General features: G+C 69.8%; 21 protein-coding genes, 1 tRNA gene and 1 pseudogene. 18 read left to right on the plus strand and 5 right to left on the minus strand.

Features of this window, described 5'->3' with window-relative positions; translation table 11 throughout:
- Nucleotides 1-10 precede the first annotated feature (10 nt).
- From clpS to ABTY62_RS39675, 8 genes are all read left to right on the plus strand, one after another.
- Nucleotides 11-322, plus strand: a complete 312-nt coding sequence (clpS, locus tag ABTY62_RS39640) for an ATP-dependent Clp protease adapter ClpS (RefSeq protein WP_311727319.1) — start codon at nucleotides 11-13, stop codon at nucleotides 320-322.
- Nucleotides 322-981: a DUF2017 domain-containing protein gene (locus tag ABTY62_RS39645; protein ID WP_352134234.1), complete on the plus strand. Its 660-nt coding sequence runs from the start codon at nucleotides 322-324 to the stop codon at nucleotides 979-981. Before clpS ends, ABTY62_RS39645 begins: the two co-directional genes overlap by 1 nt.
- A gap of 197 nt (nucleotides 982-1,178) precedes the next feature.
- Nucleotides 1,179-2,636: an amino acid permease gene (locus tag ABTY62_RS39650; protein ID WP_352134235.1), complete on the plus strand. Its 1,458-nt coding sequence runs from the start codon at nucleotides 1,179-1,181 to the stop codon at nucleotides 2,634-2,636.
- Between the two features lie 88 nt (nucleotides 2,637-2,724).
- Nucleotides 2,725-3,150: a M67 family metallopeptidase gene (locus tag ABTY62_RS39655; protein ID WP_352134236.1), complete on the plus strand. Its 426-nt coding sequence runs from the start codon at nucleotides 2,725-2,727 to the stop codon at nucleotides 3,148-3,150.
- Nucleotides 3,151-3,241: 91 nt separating this feature from the next.
- Nucleotides 3,242-3,355, plus strand: coding sequence for a putative leader peptide (locus ABTY62_RS39660; RefSeq protein WP_352134237.1), 114 nt, complete (start codon nucleotides 3,242-3,244; stop codon nucleotides 3,353-3,355).
- A 108-nt stretch (nucleotides 3,356-3,463) separates the two neighbouring features.
- Entirely contained in the window at nucleotides 3,464-3,742 is a 279-nt protein-coding gene (locus tag ABTY62_RS39665) for a MoaD/ThiS family protein (protein ID WP_311727313.1), read from the plus strand.
- The gene (locus ABTY62_RS39670) at nucleotides 3,742-4,692 is read left to right on the plus strand and encodes a PLP-dependent cysteine synthase family protein (protein ID WP_352134238.1); all 951 of its coding nucleotides are present in this window, start codon (nucleotides 3,742-3,744) and stop codon (nucleotides 4,690-4,692) included. Before ABTY62_RS39665 ends, ABTY62_RS39670 begins: the two co-directional genes overlap by 1 nt.
- A 236-nt stretch (nucleotides 4,693-4,928) precedes the next feature.
- Nucleotides 4,929-5,681, plus strand: coding sequence for an MBL fold metallo-hydrolase (locus tag ABTY62_RS39675; RefSeq protein WP_352134239.1), 753 nt, complete (start codon nucleotides 4,929-4,931; stop codon nucleotides 5,679-5,681).
- 94 nt (nucleotides 5,682-5,775) lie between these two features.
- On the opposite strand, the gene ABTY62_RS39680 is transcribed toward ABTY62_RS39675, so the two are convergent.
- Complete coding sequence (locus ABTY62_RS39680) at nucleotides 5,776-7,026, minus strand: PTS transporter subunit EIIC (protein ID WP_352134240.1); 1,251 nt, start codon at nucleotides 7,024-7,026, stop codon at nucleotides 5,776-5,778.
- Nucleotides 7,027-7,304: 278 nt separating this feature from the next.
- Between ABTY62_RS39680 and ABTY62_RS39685 the strand changes: the two are divergent.
- The 4 genes and pseudogenes from ABTY62_RS39685 to rdgB all read left to right on the plus strand — a co-directional run.
- Nucleotides 7,305-7,562: pseudogene (locus tag ABTY62_RS39685) on the plus strand (PTS sugar transporter subunit IIB); the annotation flags it as partial.
- A gap of 70 nt (nucleotides 7,563-7,632) precedes the next feature.
- A complete protein-coding gene (gene rph / locus ABTY62_RS39690) occupies nucleotides 7,633-8,364 on the plus strand; it encodes a ribonuclease PH (RefSeq protein ID WP_311727308.1) in 732 nt (243 codons plus the stop codon).
- 155 nt (nucleotides 8,365-8,519) lie between these two features.
- On the plus strand, nucleotides 8,520-8,933 hold the full coding sequence (locus ABTY62_RS39695; protein WP_352134241.1) for a hypothetical protein: 414 nt from the start codon (nucleotides 8,520-8,522) through the stop codon (nucleotides 8,931-8,933).
- A 39-nt stretch (nucleotides 8,934-8,972) separates the two neighbouring features.
- Nucleotides 8,973-9,575, plus strand: coding sequence for an RdgB/HAM1 family non-canonical purine NTP pyrophosphatase (gene rdgB, locus ABTY62_RS39700; RefSeq protein WP_352134242.1), 603 nt, complete (start codon nucleotides 8,973-8,975; stop codon nucleotides 9,573-9,575).
- A 50-nt stretch (nucleotides 9,576-9,625) separates the two neighbouring features.
- Here the strand turns inward: rdgB and ABTY62_RS39705 are convergent.
- Together ABTY62_RS39705 and ABTY62_RS39710 are read right to left on the minus strand one after the other, a co-directional pair.
- Nucleotides 9,626-9,709 (minus strand) — tRNA-Leu (locus tag ABTY62_RS39705).
- A gap of 152 nt (nucleotides 9,710-9,861) precedes the next feature.
- Nucleotides 9,862-10,776, minus strand: a complete 915-nt coding sequence (locus ABTY62_RS39710) for an HNH endonuclease (protein ID WP_352134243.1) — start codon at nucleotides 10,774-10,776, stop codon at nucleotides 9,862-9,864.
- Nucleotides 10,777-10,929: 153 nt separating this feature from the next.
- On the opposite strand from ABTY62_RS39710, the gene ABTY62_RS39715 reads away from it, so the two are divergent.
- The gene (locus ABTY62_RS39715) at nucleotides 10,930-11,481 is read left to right on the plus strand and encodes a DinB family protein (protein WP_352134244.1); all 552 of its coding nucleotides are present in this window, start codon (nucleotides 10,930-10,932) and stop codon (nucleotides 11,479-11,481) included.
- Between the two features lie 27 nt (nucleotides 11,482-11,508).
- On the opposite strand, the gene bcp is transcribed toward ABTY62_RS39715, so the two are convergent.
- Nucleotides 11,509-11,976, minus strand: coding sequence for a thioredoxin-dependent thiol peroxidase (gene bcp / locus ABTY62_RS39720; protein ID WP_352134245.1), 468 nt, complete (start codon nucleotides 11,974-11,976; stop codon nucleotides 11,509-11,511).
- Nucleotides 11,977-12,128: 152 nt separating this feature from the next.
- Between bcp and ABTY62_RS39725 the strand changes: the two genes are divergently transcribed.
- A complete protein-coding gene (locus ABTY62_RS39725) occupies nucleotides 12,129-12,449 on the plus strand; it encodes a DUF3618 domain-containing protein (RefSeq protein WP_352134246.1) in 321 nt (106 codons plus the stop codon).
- Nucleotides 12,450-12,584: 135 nt separating this feature from the next.
- A complete protein-coding gene (locus ABTY62_RS39730) occupies nucleotides 12,585-12,887 on the plus strand; it encodes a GroES family chaperonin (RefSeq protein WP_352134315.1) in 303 nt (100 codons plus the stop codon).
- Between the two features lie 81 nt (nucleotides 12,888-12,968).
- On the opposite strand, the gene ABTY62_RS39735 is transcribed toward ABTY62_RS39730, so the two are convergent.
- Nucleotides 12,969-15,275 carry a transglycosylase domain-containing protein gene (locus ABTY62_RS39735; protein WP_352134247.1) on the minus strand — a complete coding sequence of 769 codons (2,307 nt, stop codon included), beginning with the start codon at nucleotides 15,273-15,275 and terminating at the stop codon, nucleotides 12,969-12,971.
- A 323-nt stretch (nucleotides 15,276-15,598) separates the two neighbouring features.
- On the opposite strand from ABTY62_RS39735, the gene ABTY62_RS39740 reads away from it, so the two are divergent.
- The 3 genes from ABTY62_RS39740 (at nucleotide 15,599) to ABTY62_RS39750 (ending at nucleotide 18,422) form a co-directional block, all read left to right on the plus strand.
- A complete protein-coding gene (locus tag ABTY62_RS39740) occupies nucleotides 15,599-16,399 on the plus strand; it encodes an ABC transporter permease (protein WP_311727300.1) in 801 nt (266 codons plus the stop codon).
- 145 nt (nucleotides 16,400-16,544) lie between these two features.
- Complete coding sequence (locus ABTY62_RS39745; RefSeq protein WP_352134316.1) at nucleotides 16,545-17,309, plus strand: ABC transporter permease; 765 nt, start codon at nucleotides 16,545-16,547, stop codon at nucleotides 17,307-17,309.
- Nucleotides 17,310-17,354: 45 nt separating this feature from the next.
- On the plus strand, nucleotides 17,355-18,422 hold the full coding sequence (locus ABTY62_RS39750) for an ABC transporter ATP-binding protein (protein WP_352134248.1): 1,068 nt from the start codon (nucleotides 17,355-17,357) through the stop codon (nucleotides 18,420-18,422).
- Nucleotides 18,423-18,447: the final 25 nt, after the last annotated feature.

The raw sequence follows: 18,447 nt of genomic DNA on the forward strand, positions 1-18,447 counted from the left end.
GGGTGGCAGCATGGGGGGTGTGAGTGCGACACCGGTGGAGATCGAACGGCCCCAGTCCAGCGAGGCGCCTTCGGCGGTACCCGAACCTGACGTTCCGTGGGTCACGGTGGTGCACAACGATCCGGTCAACCTCATGAGCTATGTCACGTATGTCTTTCAGACGTACTTCGGCTATTCGAAGGACAAGGCGCACCGACTGATGCTGGACGTCCACCACAAGGGCCGCGCGATCGTCTCGAGCGGCACCCGCGAGGAGATGGAGCGCGACGTGCAGGCGATGCACGGGTACGGCCTGTGGGCGACTCTCCAGCAGGACCGCTGATGGCGGGGCACTTCGAGCCGCTCCCCGGCGGCGGGGCCACGGTGGCCCTGGACGAGGTGGAGGTCTCCATCCTGCGCAGCCTGGCCGTCCAGCTGCTGGAGCTGATCGGGCCCGGCACGGAGCCGGTGGAGGGGCGCGACCCGCTGGACGCGCTGTTCGCCGACGGGCCCACCAAGCCGCCCGCGGACCCGGCGCTCGCCCGGCTGTTCCCGGACGCGTACGGCGGTCCCGGGCAGAAGCGGGGGGCCGACGAGGAGGCCGCGGCGCTGGACGCCTCGGCCGAGTTCCGCCGCTACACCGAGAACGACCTGCGGGCCCGTAAGCGCGAGGACGCCCTGGCGGTGGTGCGCGGCCTGGACGCCCTCGCGGGCTCCGGAGCGGGCGCCGGAGCGGGCTCCGGAGCAGGGGCCGAGACGGAGGCCGAGGGGGCCGGGGCGGCGGCCGGTGTGCTGGAGCTCTCGCCCGAGCAGTCCCGGCAGTGGCTCGGCGCACTGAACGACCTGCGGCTGGCCATCGGCACCCGGCTGGAGGTCACCGACGAGGACGACGGCGGTGAAATGCTCCGGCTTCCGGACTCCGATCCGCGTAAACCCATGGTGATGGCGTATTTCTGGCTCGGCGGCCTCCAGGAGACCCTCGTCGAAACGCTGATGTCCTGATCACTGAGTGTTCGTTTAGAGGATGCTCAAGTCCGGATAACGATCGCGTCACCATGACGGGGGCCTTTGCCGTCTGAGGTCCTATTTGCCCGCTTCTTCCTGTGCTGTACCGCACATCTACCCGTGTCGATCAGTGTTGCCGCCGTGATAAATCTTCACGATCGCCAGCCCCCCACAGGAAGAAAGGCGTACAAACCATGACCTCAGTGCGGGTCGATCGGCCTGGAGACGACGCTGTCGGCGATGGGGCCGCGGGCACCACTTCCGAAGAGGGTTACGAGCGGGGCCTGGGCAGCCGCCAGGTCCAGATGATCGCCATCGGCGGCGCCATCGGCGTCGGGCTCTTCATGAAGGCCGGGGCGAACATCGCCAAGGCCGGGCCCAGCATCCTCCTCATGTACGCCCTCGCCGGCGTGGTCATCTTCTTCATCATGCGGGCGCTCGGCGAGCTGCTCCTCTACCGGCCGGTCACCGGATCCTTCTCGGAGTACGCCCGGGAGTTCCTCGGCCCGTTCTTCGGCTTCGTCACCGGCTGGACGTACTGGCTGATGTGGGTGGTCACCGGCATGGCCGAGCTCACCGCGGCCGCCATCTACATCCACTTCTGGTTCCCGTCGATCCCGCAGTGGGTCAGCGCCCTGGTCTTCCTGGTGGTGCTGTTCGGGGTCAACCTGATCTCGGTGAAGATCTTCGGCGAGGTCGAGTTCTGGTTCTCGATGGTCAAGGTCACCGCGATCATCGGCATGATCGTCATCGGTCTCGGCGTGCTCACCCTCGGCTTCTCCGACGCCGGTGACACCGCCTCCGTCTCCAACCTCTGGTCGCACGGCGGCATCTTCCCGAACGGCATCGGCGACAGCCTGATGACCCTCCAGGGCGTGATGTTCGCCTACATCGCCGTCGAACTGGTCGGCGTCACCGCGGGCGAGTCCGAGAACCCCGAGAAGACCCTGCCCAAGGCGATCAACACCCTGCCCTGGCGCATCCTCATCTTCTATGTGGGCGCCCTGCTGGTCCTGCTCGCCGTGGTCAAGTGGACGGAGTTCTCGGCGGACGAGAGCCCCTTCGTCCACGCCTTCTCGGTGATCGGCATCCCCTTCGCCGCGGGCATCGTCAACTTCGTCGTGCTCACCGCGGCCCTGTCGTCCTGCAACTCCGGCATGTACTCCACCGGCCGGATGCTGCGCGACCTGGCCTCCAACGGCGAGGCCCCGAAGGCGTTCGGCAAGCTCAACACCCGTAAGACCCCGGCCGTCGGCATCACCCTGTCCGTCTTTCTCATGGGCATCGGCGTGGTCCTGAACTACCTGGTCCCGGAGAAGGCCTTCGGGTACGTCACCTCCGTCGCCACCGCCGCGGGCATCTGGTCCTGGGCGATGATCCTGGTCAGCCACATCCGCTACCGCGGCGCGGTGCGCGCCGGCCGGCTGCGGGCCTCGTCCTTCCCGGCCCCCGGCGGCGCGGTCTTCAGCTGGGTCGCGCTGATCTTCCTGCTCTTCGTCACCTGCCTGGTCGCCTACGACAAGGACGCCCGGATCTCGCTGTACGTCGGCGCCGTCTGGGCCGTGTGCCTGGGCGTCGGCTGGACGGTCCTCAAGAACCGCGGCCTGCGGGCGGCCGACGCGGCCCCGGAGCCGGAGCGGCTGGCGAAGTAGCGGACGGGCCGCGCGGCGCAGCGGCGGGCCTCGTCTCGGCAGACGGGCTCCGGATCTCACGGTCCGGAGCCCGTCTTATTCTTTGGCCATGCTGACCATCACGCAGGCCCTCCATGACCAGATCGTCGCGCACGCCCGCGCCGACCACCCCGACGAGGCGTGCGGCGTGATCGCCGGTCCGGCCGGCGGCGGCCGCCCCGAGCGGTTCATCCCGATGCTCAACGCGGCCCGCTCGCCCACCTTCTACGAGTTCGACTCGACAGACCTGCTCAAGCTCTACCGCGAGATGGACGACCGGGACGAGGAGCCCGTGGTCGTCTACCACTCGCACACCGCCACCGAGGCCTACCCCTCCCGCACCGACATCTCATACGCCAACGAGCCCGGCGCGCACTACGTCCTGGTCTCCACCGCCGAGTGCGGCAACGACGAGGGCCCGGTCCAGTTCCGGTCCTTCCGGATCGTGGACGGCGAGGTGACCGAGGAGGAGGTCAAGGTCGTCGAGGCCTACTGAGGCGGCCCCAAATCTCACATCGTGGTCGGTGACCGCCCGCATCGCGGGACGGCTCTCGGGAAGCGGGAGGGGGAATCGATACGATGACCCCATGGTTGTCGATGATGTGAGCGAGAAGACGCCGGGCATGCTGCTCGTGGCGCGCCTCCACGTCGACCTGTGCCGGCTCGCCAGCGCGATGTGTCCGCGCCAGGCCGCCGCCTGACCGCCGCGGAGTCACGCCCCCGCCCGCGCGCCACCGCGCGCACCGACCCTCCCCCCGGACGCCGTCCGGGAGGGCCTGAATCCCGCCCTCCGACAGGAGCCCACACACATGGCCATCGAGGTCCGCATCCCGACCATCCTCCGCACCTACACCGACGGCCAGAAGGCGGTCGAGGGCAGCGGGAACACGATCGCCGAGCTGTTCGCCGACCTCGAGACCCGGCACACCGGCATCCAGGAGCGCCTGCTCCAGAACGGTGAGCTGCGCCGCTTCGTCAACGTCTACCTGAACGACGAGGACGTGCGCTTCCTCGACGGCATCACCACCAAGCTCTCCGACGGCGACAGCGTGACGATCCTCCCGGCGGTCGCGGGCGGCGGGGTCTGATGCGGTACGACAGCCCTCTGGCAGCGGTCGGCAATACGCCGCTCGTCAGGCTGCCGAGGCTCTCGCCCTCCGCCGACGTCCGTATCTGGGCGAAGCTGGAGGACCGCAACCCGACCGGCTCGATCAAGGACCGCCCCGCGCTCCACATGATCGAACAGGCCGAGAAGGACGGCCGGCTGACACCGGGCTGCACCATCCTGGAACCGACCTCCGGCAACACCGGCATCTCGCTGGCCATGGCGGCCAAGCTCAAGGGCTACCGCATCGTGTGCGTCATGCCGGAGAACACCAGCGAGGAGCGGCGCCAGCTGCTCGCCATGTGGGGCGCGGAGATCATCTCCTCGCCCGCCGCCGGGGGTTCCAACACGGCCGTGCGGGTCGCCAAGGAGCTCAGCGCCGAGCACCCGGACTGGGTGATGCTCTACCAGTACGGCAACGCCGACAACGCGGGCGCCCACTACGCCACCACCGGCCCGGAGATCCTGGCCGACCTGCCGTCGGTCACCCACTTCGTCGCCGGGCTCGGCACCACCGGCACCCTGATGGGCGTCGGCCGCTATCTGCGCGAGCACATCCCCGGAATCCAGATCGTGGCCGCCGAGCCCCGCTATGACGACGTCGTCTACGGCCTGCGCAACCTCGACGAGGGCTTCGTACCCGAGCTCTACGACGAGTCCGTGCTGACCACCCGCTTCTCGGTCGGCTCCGAGGACGCGGTGGCGCGCACCCGGCAACTCCTCGCCGAGGAGGGCATCTTCGCGGGCGTCTCGACGGGGGCCGCGCTGCACGCCGCGCTCGGCGTCGCCCGCAAGGCGGTGCAGGCGGGCGAGAGCGCCGATGTGGTCTTCGTGGTCGCCGACGGCGGCTGGAAGTATCTGTCGACGGGCGTCTACACCGCCGCCACGACCGAGGAGGCCATCGAGACGCTGCACGGCCAGCTCTGGGCGTAGTCCGCGGCCGAAGAGCTCGAGGCGAGCCGCGATCGGGGGGCTGGGGCTGTGGGGGCGGGTGGATCGGACCGGGACCGCCGGGGAGCCAGTTCCCGGCCGTCCTGGTGATTCCGCCCACAACGTGGGCCTGTGGAGGAGCGACCAGGGCTTTAGCGCCTTACGCTCGTGGGCACCGCATGACCCCTGCACCCGCCCATGACCTTCGGCATGGGGACCCCCGAGGAGGTTCCTGCTTCATGAAGCTCACCGTCGTCGGATGCTCAGGGTCGTTCCCGTCCGCGGAATCGGCCTGCTCGAGCTACCTCGTAGAGGCCGACGGCTACCGGCTGCTGCTCGACATGGGCAATGGCGCCCTCGGCGAGCTCCAGCGCCACTGCGGTCTCTACGACCTCGACTCCGTATTCCTCTCCCATCTGCACCCCGATCACTGCATCGACATGTGCGCGTACTTCGTCGCCCGCTACTACCGGCACGACGGCGGACGCGCCGAGGCGATCCCGGTCTACGGACCCGAGGGCACCGAGCGCCGGCTCGTCCGGGCCTACGAGGACGTGCCCGACGAGAAGTCCATGCAGGAGGTCTTCGACTTCCGCACGCTGACCCCGGGCACCTTCACCCTCGGCCCCTTCACCATCCGCACCGCCCGGGTCTGCCACCCCGTCGAGGCGTTCGGCTTCCGCATCGAGCACGGCGGACGGTCACTGGTCTACTCCGGCGACACCGGCCCCTGCGAGGCGCTGGTGGATCTCGCCCGGGACGCCGACCTGTTCCTGTGCGAGGCCGCGTTCACCCACGGCAAGGAAGACATCCCCGAGCTGCACCTCAACGGGCGGCAGGCGGGGGAGCACGCGCGGCGCGCAGGGGTCGGCACCCTGGTGCTGACGCACATCCCGCCGTGGACGGACCCCCAGATCAACCAGCGGGACGCGCAGGCGGTCTTCGGCGGACCGGTCGAGCTGGCGAAGGCCGGCGCGGTCTACGAGCTTTGAGGCGGCTGCCACCCGGGCGGCGGCCCCGTACGCGCATGAGGCCCCCGGAACCGCGGTCGGTTCCGGGGGCCTCATTGCGCGCACGGGGCGCGGGCTACGCCTTGGTGAGGTCCTCGACCTCCTCCTCGGGCTCCCGGCCCGGGGTGGGGAGGTCGAACTTGACGATCGCGAAGCGGAAGATCACGTAGTAGATCGCCGCGAAGGCCAGCCCGATCGGGATGATCAGCCATGGTTTGGTGGCCTGGGGCCAGTTGAGCGCGTAGTCGATGAAGCCCGCGGAGAAGTTGAAGCCCGCGTGCACGCCCAGGGCCCAGGTGATCGCCATGGACGCGGCGGTCAGCAGCGCGTGGATCACATACAGCAGCGGCGCGATGAACATGAACGAGAACTCGATCGGCTCGGTCACCCCGGTGACGAACGAGGTCAGCGCCAGCGAGACCATCATGCCCAGCACGGCCTTGCGGCGCTCGGGGCGCGCGGTGTGGGCCATGGCCAGGGCGGCGGCCGGCAGGCCGAACATCATGATCGGGAAGAAGCCGGACATGAACATTCCGGCGGTCGGGTCGCCCGCCAGGAAGCGGTTGTAGTCGCCGTGCACGACCTGGCCGGCCGCGTTGGTGAAGTCGCCGAGCTGGAACCAGGCCACGGTGTTCACGAACTGGTGCATGCCGATGGGGATCAGCGCGCGGTTGACCGCGCCGAACAGCGCCGAGCCCGCGGACCCCAGGCCCGTCATCCACTCGCCGAAGTGGCCGATGCCCTCGCCGATCGGCTCCCAGACCAGGCCGAAGAACACGCCCACCGCGATCCCCACGAAGGCCATGATGATCGGCACCAGGCGGCGGCCGTTGAAGAAGCCGAGCCAGTCCACCAGCCGGGTGCGGTGGAAGCGCTGCCACAGCACCGCGGTCAGCAGCCCCATCACGATGCCGCCGAGCACGCCGGGGTCGTTGTACTTGGCCGGGATGTCCTGGCCCTTCTGGATGACCGCGTCGGCGACCGGGAACGCCTCCAGGACCTTGCTGTAGACCAGGAAGCCGACCACGGCGGCCAGCGCGGTGGAGCCGTCCGACTTCCTGGCGAACCCGATGGCCACGCCCACGCAGAACAGCAGCGGCAGGGCGCCGGTGAGCGCGCCGCCCGCGTTGCTGAACACGGCGGCGACCTTGTTCCAGCCGAGGCCGTCGGCGCCGAAGACGTCGGGCTGGCCGAGCCGCACCATGATGCCGGCGGCGGGCAGGACCGCGATGGGCAGCTGGAGGCTGCGGCCGACCTTCTGAAGTCCCTGGAACAGACCGGCGCCCCGCTTCTTCGCGGGCGCGGCCGTAGCGGTGGCCGAACTCATGGGATTCCTCCTGGTGAGGCGGGCCCCAGCTACCGCTGGGAGGAATCCCCGAGGGGATGGGGGACGGCCCGCATATGGTCTACACCACAGTGGTGTAGACCTGTTCTAGCACGTAAGGGCGGGATAACGGAATCTATCGTTCCGGTGTGGTCTGAACCACTGGAGGGTGATGGTCTGGGGTGCTTTGCCGGACATGGCCGAGCGAAGCGGGACTAAACATGGTTAACGTATGACAACCCGCTCGTCGGTATCGCCCCAGGGCCGAGACAAGCCAAGATCAAGCCGAGACAACAGGAGTGGACATGGCCAGCAAGGCTGAGAAGATCGTCGCCGGGCTCGGCGGTATCGACAACATCATCGAGGTCGAGGGCTGCATCACCCGGCTCCGCACCGAGGTCAAGGACGCCGACCTCGTCGACGAGGCCCTGCTCAAGGCCGCCGGCGCACACGGCGTGGTGAAGATGGGCACCGCCATCCAGGTCGTCATCGGCACCGACGCGGACCCCGTCGCCGCAGACATCGAAGACCTCATGTGAGTGGCTCGATCGGCCTGAACCCCGTAGAACCGAACCGAACCGCCCCCGGCGTTGCCGATAGGCTCGCCCCATGTCTCGTATCGACGGCCGCACGCCCGACCAGCTCCGCCCGGTGACCATCGAGCGCGGATGGAGCAAGCACGCCGAGGGCTCCGTCCTCGTCTCCTTCGGCGGCACCCGCGTGCTGTGCACGGCCAGCTTCACCGAGGGCGTGCCGCGCTGGCGCAAGGGCGGCGGCGAGGGCTGGGTCACCGCCGAGTACGCCATGCTGCCGCGCGCCACCAACACCCGCGGCGACCGCGAGTCCGTCCGCGGCAAGATCGGCGGCCGTACGCACGAGATCTCCCGCCTCATCGGCCGCTCCCTGCGCGCCGTCATCGACTTCAAGGCCCTCGGCGAGAACACCGTCGTCCTGGACTGCGATGTGCTCCAGGCCGACGGCGGCACCCGCACCGCGGCCATCACCGGCGCGTATGTGGCCCTCGCCGACGCCATCGCCTGGGGCCAGGGCAAGAAGCTCATCAAGGCCGGCCGCCAGCCGCTGACCGGCACCGTCTCGGCCGTCAGCGTCGGCATCGTCGGCGCCATCCCGCTGCTCGACCTGTGCTACGAGGAAGACGTGCGCGCCGAGACCGACATGAACGTCGTCTGCACGGGCGACGGGCGCTTCGTCGAGGTCCAGGGCACCGCCGAGGGCGAGCCCTTCGCGCGCGAGGAGCTGAACGCGCTGCTCGACCTGGCCGTCGCGGGCTGCGGCGAACTGGCCGGGATCCAGCGCGCGGCGCTCGCCGGCGAGCTGTGAATCCCGCCATTCCGGTGCCGGCGGAACATCAAAAAGCAACCTGCTGACGGCCGGTGGCGTGTAGTCAGGTACGGATACTCGAACACTCGGATACTCCGATGCGGGCGTACGCGACGGCGTGCGCCCGCACCGCCACCAGGGGAGGGGACCCGTCCATGACGCCGCGCCACCACCACCTCGGCCGATTCGACCGCAACCGCCGTTACCGCCGTACGACCGCGTTCACCGCTCTCGCCGCCGTCGCCCTCGCCCTGCCGATCACCGTCGGGTGCAGCGCGGTCGACAGGGCCATCGACTGCGCGCAACTCGCCGTCGACATAACGACCGGCGTGGACAACCTCCAGGACGCGGTGACCGACCCGCAGAACGCCGACCACGTCCTCGACGCCCTCAAGAAGGACATCGACGAGGCCAAGGACAAGACCGGCGACGCGGATGTCGGCAAGGCCGTCGACCACCTCCAGAAGGCCGTGGACAACGTCCAGACCGCCATCGACAAGGGCGAGGACCCCGACCTCAGCCCCATCAAGGACGCGGCCGACGAGCTGACCAAGGTCTGTACCCCCTGACGGCACCGTCAGCCGCGACAGCGTCGATAATCGACAGCCATGAAGCGTCTGATCCTCGCCACCCGCAACACGTACAAGATCATCGAGCTGCGCGCCATCCTGGATGACGTCGGCCTCGACGTCGAACTCGTGGGCGCCGACGCCTATCCGGAGGTCCCCGACGTCAAGGAGACGGGGGTGACCTTCGCCGAGAACGCCCTCCTCAAGGCCCACGCCCTGGCCCGGGCCACCGGCCACCCCGCCGTCGCCGACGACTCCGGGCTGTGCGTGGACGTCCTCGGCGGCGCCCCCGGCATCTTCTCTGCCCGCTGGTCGGGCCGCCACGGCGACGACCGGGCCAACCTCGACCTGCTGCTCGCCCAGCTCGGCGACGTCCCCGACGAACACCGTGCTGCCCACTTCGAATGCGCCGCCGCCCTCGCCCTCCCCGACGGCACCGAACGCGTCGTCACCGGCCGCCTCCCCGGCACCCTCCGCCGCGAACCCACCGGCGGCGGAGGCTTCGGCTACGACCCGATCCTCCAGCCCGACGGCGAAACCCGCACCTGCGCCGAGCTGACCCCCGAGGAGAAGAACGCGATCAGCCACCGGGGCAAGGCGTTCCGGGCGCTCGCGCCGCTGGTGCGGGATCTGATGGGGTGACCGACGTCGAAGGGGTGGCTCGCCGGTTCAGCGAGCCACCCCTTCTGCGGTGCGGCCGGTGGGACTCGAACCCACACGGGATTTCTCCCACGGCGACCTAAACGCCGCGCGGCTGCCAATTACGCCACGGCCGCCAGTCCCAGGCCATGCTACCGGCCTGGTGACTGTGACGGTATCGGGGTGAGCGCTAGGTGGTGGTGCTCTTCTTCCCACGCCGACACCAGGTGTCGGTAAGGGCGTGGCAGTTCGGGCACAGGTACCGCAGGTTCTCGCGGCGGTTGTCCAGTCAGTCGCCATTGACGTGATCGATCTGTAGTGTGATCGGCTTACCCAGCCACTCACCGGCGTTGCCGCAGGACACGCAGGAGTACGGGACTCCGACCTCTTGGAGCGCCTGATGCAGACGGCGGCGGTTCACGCGCGGCGACCCTTCCAGGAGCAGCTGAAGCACTTCATCCGCCACGGACTTCGGCTTCTTGCCCGGGACCGTGCCCCAGGTCTTCCGCGTGAAGTGGGAAGTGTCGATCCCTAGCTGAGCCGCTTGCTGCCGCACCCGTCGGTGGTTCGTGTAGTCCACCCGAAGCCCGAGCAGCCGCATGACCTCGGCGAAGCTCCTGGCGCCGAGAACCGCCTCCCGAAGAGAGCCCTCCGGGATCGCGAGGCGCGAGTTTCGGAAGTGACTCGTGTCGATGCCTGATTCCTTGAGCATGCGCCCCAGGGCGGCGCGTGATCGGCCGTCATCCGGGGCGTAGAGCGCGCGGGCCACGCCCCGGATGCTCCGCGCTGACGAGGCGGCTTCGCGGAGTTCCTCAGCGGTGAACGGCAATTCGGGTTGTCGGCGGTTGAGGCCGGGGAAGTGGGCGACATCGATTCCCGCAGCTGCGATCCGGCGCCTGAGGTGCGACAACGTGCCAGTCGCCGGTGTGGCGCCGAGCTTGACCGCGACCTCGCGGAGGGTGGTCGATGACGCAACCGCCTGGGCTATCGCCTCATCGGAGAACTTGCACGATGAGTTCCCCCTCTTGAAATGGCTGGTATCGAGCCTGTACTCGGCCACCCTGCACTGAAGGACACGTCGTCGGCCGCCGCTGACCGTGACGCCGAGTCGGCGCATCAGGTCGGTCCACCCGCTGGACTCGGCGACCGCGGTGGCCAACCGCTCCCGTTCGTAAGGGTCAGGCATGGCCTGTCCGATCCGCATGATTCCCCTCCCCGTGCGACCACATGTCTCACCATCGCACTGAGTAACGAATCGGTCGCTCAGGGGTCACGCATTTCGCCTGACGCATCGGGACACGCCTCACTGTCAGTGGCACCTGCCAGACTCCCGCCCACTCGATGAAGGAGGCGGACGATGAGCGGATCAGCCGTGCCCCAGCACTTCGCGCCGAGGTGGGGCCAGGAGAGCGCGAGGGTCGACCCGCCCGCGGTGGGTGGGGAGCGGGAGGTGTTGGGCGGGGTGCTGGAGTGGCAGCGGGCGACGTTCGAGTCGAAGTGCGCGGGGGTGGAGCCGGGGCGGCTTTCGGAACGGGGGGTGGCGCCGTCGGGGATGTCCCTGCATGGGTTGGTGCGGCACTTGGCGGGGGTGGAGCGCTGGTGGTTCCGTATTCAGTTCGCCGGTGAGGACGTTCCGCTGTTGTATTACTCGGACGACGACCCCGACCAGGACTTCGAGGCCCTCGAGGGCGACCCCGCGGAGGCGTTCGCGGTGTGGCGGGCGGAGTGCGAGCGTTCGCGGGAGATCGTGGCCGCCGCGGAGTCGCTGGATGTGACAGGGATCCGGAAGCGGACCGGGGAGCCGATCGCGCTGCGGCGGATCATGGTGGACATGATCGCCGAGTACGCGCGCCACAACGGCCACGCGGATCTGCTGCGCGAGCGGATTGACGGCGCCACGGGGTGGTGATCCCCGCGGCGCCGGGGCAGGAGCGGGTCAGAGGCCCAGGTCCTTGATGATCTTGGCGACGTGGCCCGTGGCGCGGACGTTGTACAGGGCCCGCTCGACCTTGCCCTGCTCGTCGACGACGACCGTGGAGCGGATCACGCCGGTGACGGTCTTGCCGTACATCTTCTTCTCGCCGAAGGCGCCGTACGCCTGGAGGATCTCCTTGTCGGGGTCGCCGACGAGGGTGACCTTGAGGTTCTCCTTGTCGCGGAACTTCGCCAGCTTCTCGGGCTTGTCCGGGGAGATGCCGACGACGTCGTAGCCGTGCTGGGCGAGGAGGTCGAGGTTGTCGGTGAAGTCGCAGGCCTGCTTGGTGCAGCCGGGGGTGAGGGCGGCCGGGTAGAAGTAGACGATCACCTTGCGGCCGGCGTAGTCGGCGAGCGAGACAGGGTTGCCGTCCGCGTCGGGGAGGGTGAAGGCGGGGGCGGTGTCGCCGGGCTGTAGGCGCTCGCTCATGGTGGGGTCTCCTCGTGGCACGTGCGCGGGGCGCGGGTGTGTACCCACCCGACATTAGTCAGCTCGCCGATCGGGGGTGCTGTGGGGCGCGGGCCGGGGGGAGCTGACAGACTGTCCATCACCGGATCATCGAGATTGACGGAGGCAGCGCGGTGTCGGAGGCCAGGACCCCTGCGCAGATCGAGGCGGACATCGCCCGCAGGCGGCAGCAGCTCGCCGCGACGCTCGACGAGATCGGGGAGCGGGTGCACCCCAAGACCATCGTCGGGGACGCGAAGGCGAAGGCGATGTCGGCCGTGGACCGGACGGCGGGGCGGGCCTATGTCTCCGTGAACCGCGCGGTCAGCGGCGTGCGCGCGCAGTTCGTCTCCGAGGAGGGGGCGCCGCGGCTGGAGCGGATCATTCCGGTGGCGCTCGTGGTGGTGGGGCTCGCCGGGCTGTACGCGATGTCATCGCGGCGTCGCCGTTCGTAGCGCAGCGGGCGGCCGAAGGGCGGCCCGGGGGCGGTGGGCGAGGCTTTGCCCGTCCTGTGCCTCCGGTGTGCCGCCGGGCCAGGTACGGTCAGGGGCGTGAGTACGAACACGTCCCATGACAAGCTGCCCATCCGGATGCTGCACGACCGGGTGCTGGTCCGAACCGACATCCCGGAGGGCGAGCGGCGCTCGACCGGCGGCATCGTCATTCCGGCGACCGCGGCGGTCGGCAGGCGGCTGGCCTGGGCCGGGGTGGTCGCGGTCGGGCAGAGCGTACGGACCGTGGAGCCGGGCGACCGGGTGCTCTACGACCCGGAGGACCGGGCCGAGGTCGAGGTCCGCGGCGTGGCGTACGTCCTGATGCGGGAGCGCGATCTGCACGCGGTCGCGGCCGAGCGGCTGGAGGGGTCCGAGGACTCCACGGGGCTGTATCTCTGAGAGTCGTATGCGCGAAACACGGAGGGTGGTGACCTCGGTCACCACCCTCCGTGTTTTCCCGGCCCGCCTCAGCCGCCCGCCTCAGCCGCCCGCCTCCGGGAGCCCGGGGTCGACCGGGCCGCCGGGGCCGCCCGGATCGGCCGTCGGGGGATCCGCCGTCCCCGGGAGGCCCGTCGGCGGGGTGTAGGTCGGCTGGGTGGTCGGGTTCGCCGGCGGGGTGAGGGTCGGCAGGGACGGGTCGGCGGTCGGGTCGGCCGGGAGTGTGGACGGCGGGGCGCTGGTGACCGGCGGGGTGGTGACGGCCGGATCGGTGGTGGCCGGGGGGAGCGGCAGGGTGTCGGCGTCGGTGCCGCCCTCGGGGCGCAGGTCGAACTCGGCCGGGGTGCGCCCGTGGAGCGCGGCGGCGGTGTACGCGGACCAGATCTCCGTGGGGTAGCCGCCGCCGTTGATGCGGGCCAGGCCGGTCGCCCCGTACAGCGACTTCTGTGTGCCGGTGGCGGAGTCCTGGCCCATCACGGCCACGACCGTCGCCAGGTCCGGGGTGTACCCCGCGAACCAGGCCGCCTTGTCGTCCTCCGCGGTGCCGGTCTTGCCCGCGGCGGGGTGCCCGGCGGCCTGGGCCGCGGTGGCGGTGCCGCCGTCCACCACGCTCTGGAGGACCGTGGTGGTGGAGTCGGCGGCGGCGCGCGTGATGGCCTTGTCGGTCTTGTGCGACGGGAGTTCGAGCTGCTGGCCGTCCTTGGTGATCTTCGAGACCAGGCTGTACGGGGTGTGGACGCCGTGGTTGGCGAGGGTCGCGTACGCCTCGGTCATGTCCAGCACGCTGGCCGTGGCGGGGCCGAGCGCGATGGAGGGGGAGGCGGTCAGATCGGGGGTGTCCTTGGGGACGCCGAGGGCGATGGCGGTCTGCTTGACCTTGGCCGGGCCGACGTCCTGCGCCATCTGGGCGTAGACGGAGTTCACGGAGTTGTCGGTGGCCGTGGTGACGTCGATGTCGCCGTAGTCGACGTCGTCCTCGTTGGCCGGGCTGTAGCCGGTGGGCCCGTCGGGCCCGACGACCTCGCGCTTGTTGGTGCCGTCGTAGATCGTGTAGGGGGTGATCTGCTCCCCGGCCTGCGTGGTGGAGCCGTTCTGGAGCGCGGAGGCGAGCACGAGCGGCTTGAAGGTGGATCCGACCTGGTAGTCGGTGCGCGTCGCGTTGTTGACGAACTGCTTGGTGTAGTCGATGCCGCCGTAGAGGGCGACCACCTGGCCGGTCTTCGGGTCGATCGAGGCGCCGCCCGCGCGGACGTACGAGTCGACCTTCCGGGAGTCGCTGAGCTTGCTCATCAGCTTCTCGCGCACCGCCTTGACGAAGGCGTTCTGCTTCTTCCGGTCGATGGTGGTGGTGATCCGGTAGCCGCCGCGGGCCAGGGTCTGCTCGTCGATGACGCCGTTCTCGGTGAGGTACGCCTCGACGGCCTCGACCAGATATCCGCGCTGCCCCGACATGCCCGACTGGGCGGTGACCTTGCCGGGGGCCGGGAAGGTCATCCTGTCGCGGGCGGCCTTGGTCAGCCAGTCCTTCTTGACCATGCCGTCCAGGACGTAGTTCCAGCGGGCCAGCGCCCGGTCCTTGTTCTGCGGGTGGGTGACCACGTCGTAGGCGTTGGGGGCGTTGAGCAGGGTCGCGAGGTACGCGCCCTGGCCGAGGTCCAGGTCCTTGGCGTCCTTGCCGTAGTAGGCCTGGGCGGCGGCCTGGATGCCGTAGGCGTTGCGCCCGAAGTAGCTGGTGTTGAGATAGCCCTCGAGGATGTCGTCCTTGCTCACCTCCCGGTCCAGCTTGATCGAGATGAAGAACTCCTTCACCTTGCGGGAGACGGTCTGCTCCTGGTCCAGGTAGTAGTTCTTCACGTACTGCTGGGTGATGGTGGAGCCGGACTGCTTGCCCTTGCCGGTGGCGGTGTTCCAGGCGGCCCGGAGCATCGCCTCGGGGTTGATCGCCGACTCGGCGTAGAAGTCCCGGTCCTCGGCGGCGAGCACCGCGTGCTGGGTGGCCTTGGGCACCTGGCTGAGCGGTACGTTCTCCCGGTTGATCTTGCCCTCGCGGGCGAGCGGGGTGCCGTCGGAGTAGAGGAAGACATTGCTCTGGGCGATGGCGATGTCCTTGGCCGCGGGGATGTCGACGAGCAGATAGCCGGTGACGAGCCCGCCCGCGACGAGGAACACGATCACCAGGAGGCCGCTGACCACCATCCGCCAGGTGGGGAGCGCCCGGCGCCAGCCGGTGCGCTTGGGACGGCCCTTTCTGCCCTTGGGGCGCGCGGACCTGGGGTCGCCCACGCCATGGGGGCTGGTGACGTCCGGGCCGCCCATGCCGCCGTCGATCAGTTGGGGCTCGTCGCTCATGTCCTTTGAGACTCCTCGGCCGCCGTCGAGGGTTGCGCCGCGGCGGAATCGTGCACGGTCGGGCGATTGGCCTGGTACGCCCCGTAAAACACTGTCGCATCATCCGTTCCGGACCGGGGCCGTGGCTAACACCTGTGACGGCTCTGTGACCGGCGGAATGGATGATGTTGCGCCCGCCATCCGGGTGGTGTTCCGTGCTCCGACCGGGTGAATAATGCCTGGCTCTCTCCCCGGCCGCGCGGCTAGGCTCCTGGGCTTTGGTGTCAAGCGGGAATGGGCGGGAAGGCCGGGCGGGAATGGGTGGGAAGGAGGCGGGCGGCCCTATGCGGCTGTACGCGGCCGTCGCGGTGACCGGCTTCCGGCGCTATGCGACCTATCGGGTCGCCACCGCGGCCGGGGTTTTCACCAATACGGTCTTCGGTTTCATCGTCGCCTACACCTATACGGCCCTGTGGGACCAGCGGCCGCACCTGGGCGGCTATGACCTCTCCCAGGCGCTGACGTTCGTCTGGCTGGGCCAGGCGCTGCTGGCGACCGTGGCGCTGATGGGCGGGGGCTTCCAGGACGAGCTCCAGGAGCGGATCCGCTCCGGCGACATCGCCGTCGATCTCTACCGGCCGGTGGATCTCCAGCTGTGGTGGCTGGCCGGGGATCTCGGCCGGGCCGCGTTCCAGCTGCTGGGGCGCGGGATCCTGCCCATGGTGTTCGGCTCGCTGTTCTTCGAGCTGACGCTGCCCGGCTCGGCGCTGACCTGGGTCTGGTTTCTGCTGTCGGTCGCCCTCGCGGTGTGCGTCGGCTTCGCGATGCACTATCTGGTCGCGCTCACCGCCTTCTGGCTGCTCGACAGCACGGGGATCTCGATGATGAGCGGACTGCTGTGTCTGTTCTTCTCCGGGATGATCCTTCCGCTGAACGTCTTCCCGGGGCAGCTGGGCGAGGCGGCCCGGGCGCTGCCGTGGGCGGCGATGCTCCAGGTGCCCGCGGATGTCTTTCTGGAGGAGCACCGCGGGGCCGGGCTCGTGCGGGCGTTCGCCTTCCAGGCGGGGTGGGCGGTCGTGCTGTTCGCGGCGGGGCGGGCGCTTCAGTCGGTCGCCACCCGGAAGGTGGTGGTCCAGGGTGGCTGAGCCGCTTGGTTCCCCGGAGACCCTTCGCTCCCCGGAGCCGCTTCGTTCCCGCGAGCCGCTTCGTTCCCGCGAGCCCCTTCGTTCCCGCGAGCCCCTTCGTTCCCGCGCTTACTACGGGCTGCGCGCCTACCTGCTGATCATCGGGATGTGGGTGCGCTCCACGATGGCGTACCGCACCTCGTTCCTGATCATGACGCTCGGGAACTTCCTGGCGACCGGGCTCGACTTCGTCGTCATCGTGCTGATGTTCTCGCACGTCGGCACGCTCGGCGGCTTCTCCCTGCCCGAGGTGGCCTTCCTCTACGGCACCACCAGCACCGCCTTCGGCCTCACCGATCTGACCCTGGGCAGCATGGACCGGATCGGCCGCCGGGTCCGCGACGGGACGATGGACACCCTGCTGGTGCGGCCGGTGCCGATCCTCGCGCAGGCCGCCGCCGACCGGTTCGCGCTGCGCAGGCTGGGCCGGATCACCCAGGGGCTGCTGCTGCTCATCTGGTCGCTGGTCCGGCTGGACATCGACTGGACGGCCGACCGGGTGCTGCTGGTGCCGGTGATGCTGCTGAGCGGGGGCGCGATCTTCGGGGCGGTGTTCGTGGCCGGCGGGGCCTTCCAGTTCTGGGCCAACGACGCCTCCGAGGTGCAGAACTCCTTCACCTACGGCGGCAACACGCTGCTCCAGTACCCGCCGACGGTGTTCGCGAAGGACCTGCTGCGCGGCGTCACCTTCGTCATCCCGCTGGCCTTCGTCAACTGGCTGCCCGCGCTCCACATCCTGCGCCGGGAGAACCCGCTGGGCCTGCCCGGCTGGATCGGCTTCGGCGCCCCGCTGGTCGCGCTGGGCTGCTGCGCGCTGGCCGGGCTGGCCTGGCGGGCGGGGCTGCGGTCGTATCGGAGCACGGGCAGCTGACGGGTGAGGGATGAGAAGAGGGAGAGGAGAGTGAGAGGAGCCGGGATGGCCGGGACGAACGATTCCACCGACGATTTCACCGACGACTTCATCGAGCTCGACGGGGTCGAGAAGGTCTTCCAGGTGCGGCGCCGGGCCGGGCTGCTGCGCCGCGAGCGGCGCGAGGTGCGCGCCGTCGACGGCCTCAGCTTCCGGGTGGCGCGCGGGGAGATGGTCGGCTACATCGGGCCCAACGGCGCCGGGAAGTCCACCACGATCAAGATGCTCACCGGGATCCTGGTGCCCAGCGGCGGCCGGCTGCGGGTGGCCGGGATCGACCCCTCGCGCGAGCGGACCCGGCTGGCGCGCCGTATCGGGGTGGTCTTCGGGCAGCGTACGACGCTGTGGTGGGACCTGCCGCTGCGCGACTCGTACGCGCTGGTGCGGCGGATGTACCGGATCCCTGACGCCCGGTACCGGGAGAACCTCGACCGTTGCGTCGAACTCCTCGAACTCGGCGAGCTCCTGGACGTGCCGGTCCGTCAGCTCTCCCTCGGCCAGCGGATGCGCGGCGACATCGCGGCCGCCCTGCTGCACGACCCCGAGGTGCTCTACCTCGACGAGCCGACGATCGGGCTGGATGTGGTCAGCAAGGCGAAGGTGCGGGAGTTTCTGCGCGAGGTGAACGCCGAGCAGGGCACCACCGTGCTGCTGACCACTCATGACCTCACCGATATCGAGCAGTTGTGTCGGCGGGTGATGGTCATCGACCACGGGCGGCTGGTGTACGACGGCGGGCTCGACGGGCTGCACGCGGTGGGCGAGAGCGAGCGGACGCTGGTGGTCGACCTGGAGCGGGAGCTGCCGCCGATCGAGGTGCCCGGCTCGCGGACGGTGAAGGTGGAGGGGCCCCGGCAGTGGCTGGCGTTCCCGGCCGGGAGCAGCGCGGCGCCGATCGTGGCGGCGGTGGCGGAGGGATATCCGCTGGTCGATTTGTCGGTGCGGGAGCCGGACATCGAGGACGTGATCGCCAAGATGCTGTATCCGGCGGGGCGCGGGGCGGAGGCAGGGGAGGGCGGGACGGCGGGCGATACGGAGGGGGAGCCGGCGCGGCGGGCGGCCGACCCGGTCTGAAGGACCCGGTCCGTTGGACGTGGCC

This window comes from Streptomyces sp. NPDC097640 (assembly GCF_040302705.1).
In the GTDB taxonomy this organism is placed as follows: domain Bacteria; phylum Actinomycetota; class Actinomycetes; order Streptomycetales; family Streptomycetaceae; genus Streptomyces.

Bases quoted from the DNA above. Each gene is read 5' to 3' on its own strand.
- ABTY62_RS39670 (WP_352134238.1), top strand. From the start codon at position 3,742: ATGCGGTACGACAGCCCTCTGGCAGCGGTCGGCAATACGCCGCTCGTC.
- clpS (WP_311727319.1), top strand. From the start codon at position 11: ATGGGGGGTGTGAGTGCGACACCGGTGGAGATCGAACGGCCCCAGTCC.
- ABTY62_RS39695 (WP_352134241.1), top strand. From the start codon at position 8,520: ATGACGCCGCGCCACCACCACCTCGGCCGATTCGACCGCAACCGCCGT.
- ABTY62_RS39710 (WP_352134243.1), bottom strand. From the start codon at position 10,776: ATGCGGATCGGACAGGCCATGCCTGACCCTTACGAACGGGAGCGGTTG.
- ABTY62_RS39645 (WP_352134234.1), top strand. From the start codon at position 322: ATGGCGGGGCACTTCGAGCCGCTCCCCGGCGGCGGGGCCACGGTGGCC.
- ABTY62_RS39750 (WP_352134248.1), top strand. From the start codon at position 17,355: ATGGCCGGGACGAACGATTCCACCGACGATTTCACCGACGACTTCATC.
- rph (WP_311727308.1), top strand. From the start codon at position 7,633: ATGTCTCGTATCGACGGCCGCACGCCCGACCAGCTCCGCCCGGTGACC.
- ABTY62_RS39665 (WP_311727313.1), top strand. From the start codon at position 3,464: ATGGCCATCGAGGTCCGCATCCCGACCATCCTCCGCACCTACACCGAC.
- ABTY62_RS39730 (WP_352134315.1), top strand. From the start codon at position 12,585: ATGCTGCACGACCGGGTGCTGGTCCGAACCGACATCCCGGAGGGCGAG.
- rdgB (WP_352134242.1), top strand. From the start codon at position 8,973: ATGAAGCGTCTGATCCTCGCCACCCGCAACACGTACAAGATCATCGAG.
- ABTY62_RS39660 (WP_352134237.1), top strand. From the start codon at position 3,242: ATGGTTGTCGATGATGTGAGCGAGAAGACGCCGGGCATGCTGCTCGTG.
- ABTY62_RS39680 (WP_352134240.1), bottom strand. From the start codon at position 7,026: ATGAGTTCGGCCACCGCTACGGCCGCGCCCGCGAAGAAGCGGGGCGCC.
- ABTY62_RS39745 (WP_352134316.1), top strand. From the start codon at position 16,545: ATGTGGGTGCGCTCCACGATGGCGTACCGCACCTCGTTCCTGATCATG.
- ABTY62_RS39715 (WP_352134244.1), top strand. From the start codon at position 10,930: ATGAGCGGATCAGCCGTGCCCCAGCACTTCGCGCCGAGGTGGGGCCAG.
- ABTY62_RS39735 (WP_352134247.1), bottom strand. From the start codon at position 15,275: ATGAGCGACGAGCCCCAACTGATCGACGGCGGCATGGGCGGCCCGGAC.
- ABTY62_RS39650 (WP_352134235.1), top strand. From the start codon at position 1,179: ATGACCTCAGTGCGGGTCGATCGGCCTGGAGACGACGCTGTCGGCGAT.
- ABTY62_RS39655 (WP_352134236.1), top strand. From the start codon at position 2,725: ATGCTGACCATCACGCAGGCCCTCCATGACCAGATCGTCGCGCACGCC.
- bcp (WP_352134245.1), bottom strand. From the start codon at position 11,976: ATGAGCGAGCGCCTACAGCCCGGCGACACCGCCCCCGCCTTCACCCTC.
- ABTY62_RS39740 (WP_311727300.1), top strand. From the start codon at position 15,599: ATGCGGCTGTACGCGGCCGTCGCGGTGACCGGCTTCCGGCGCTATGCG.
- ABTY62_RS39675 (WP_352134239.1), top strand. From the start codon at position 4,929: ATGAAGCTCACCGTCGTCGGATGCTCAGGGTCGTTCCCGTCCGCGGAA.